This is a genomic window from Halorubrum sp. AD140, assembly GCF_034497445.1.
Lineage (GTDB): Archaea > Halobacteriota > Halobacteria > Halobacteriales > Haloferacaceae > Halorubrum.
Map to the genome: position 1 here is coordinate 1 of NZ_JAXRUU010000260.1, position 1,168 is coordinate 1,168.

Consider the following 1,168-nt stretch of genomic DNA (forward strand, 5'->3'; position numbering starts at 1 on the left):
CTGGCGTGCGTTTCGTACCGAGTACCCTCATATCAAACCCTGATGCCAACTCCGCAACGCGCGTCCCGATAGCGCCGACTCCGACGATTCCGAGCGTCTTTCCGCTGAGTTCTCCCGCAGAGTATCGCCGCCAGATACCGTCACGCTCCTGTTGTCGAATTCCCCTGTGGATCCGCCGCTCGAAAACGAGCAGGTAACCGAGAACCTGTTCAGCGATCGGATTGGCGGCGACGCCGGCAGCGTTCGTCACCGCGATCCCTCGCTCTCCGAGCGATTCGAGGTCGTAGGAGTCGACCCCGGAGTTAAGGGTCTGGATCCAGTCGGGAGCCGTCCCCTCGGGCAGTTCCTCGCTCACCGGCCGGATCGTCAAAACGACGTCCGCGCTCCCGATCGCCGCGTCGGACTCCTCGGCGGTCGTCGCGGTCTCAATCCGATCCGTCGACGGGAGTACGGCGTCGAGCTGCGAACGCAGTCCGTCGACGAAATCACCGCCGAAGACGGCGGAAACGCTGTGATGGAGCAACACCGTCCTTCCCTCGACGTCGGTGGCCGCGTCGATGCTTCCCTTCATGCGAATTCGATATCCTCGTTCGGATCCGTAGCCGTGTACCCGTTCATTTTCGGCGGTTCGGACCGCGACAGTTCGGCGATCGAGACCCCGTCGGTCGCCGACGCAACGACTCCGACGGCCGAACCGGCCGGCTACTTCGCATACACGTTCACCGCGTCGGCGTTGAGGTCGACTGCGACCTCCCCGGAAGCGGGAACGGCCGTTCGTCCCTGGACGGCGACATCAAGCTCCGGAAGCGACTCGTCGTGGGGGTCGATAACCAGGTTCGTGTGTTCTCCGTGGAAATACTGATTGATAACTGTGCCGTCGATGGCACCGGTCCCGGGGTCCGCGAGTTCAACCTCTTCGGGCCGAATCGACGCGATAACCTCGCCCTTGGTCGGGGCGTCGCCGAGTTCGACGGTCACGTCGGCCTCGGCGGCGAGTTCAAGCCGTGGCGGATGCGTCGTGTTCTCGACGACGCCGTCGAGGAGGTTCGTATCGCCGATGAAGTCGGCGACGAACGCCGTCGCCGGCTCGCGGTAGATCTCTTTCGGCGTCCCGATCTGTTCGATCTGGCCGTCGTTCATCACAGCGAGGCGGTCGGACATCGTCATC

The 1,168-nt window shown here is 63.7% G+C and carries 2 protein-coding genes; both read right to left on the reverse strand.

Translation table 11 applies throughout. The features are described 5' to 3' along the window. Window positions 1-571, reverse strand: a 571-nt coding sequence (locus tag U4E84_RS18020; RefSeq protein ID WP_322533443.1) for an NAD(P)-dependent oxidoreductase, incomplete at its 3' end; no start/stop codon positions are given. Between the two features lie 131 nt (window positions 572-702). Beyond that, a complete protein-coding gene (locus U4E84_RS18025; RefSeq protein ID WP_322533444.1) occupies window positions 703-1,161 on the reverse strand; it encodes a TOBE domain-containing protein in 459 nt (152 codons plus the stop codon). Between the last annotated feature and the right edge of the window lie 7 nt (window positions 1,162-1,168).

Bases quoted from the DNA above. Each gene is read 5' to 3' on its own strand.
- U4E84_RS18025 (WP_322533444.1), bottom strand. From the start codon at position 1,161: ATGTCCGACCGCCTCGCTGTGATGAACGACGGCCAGATCGAACAGATC.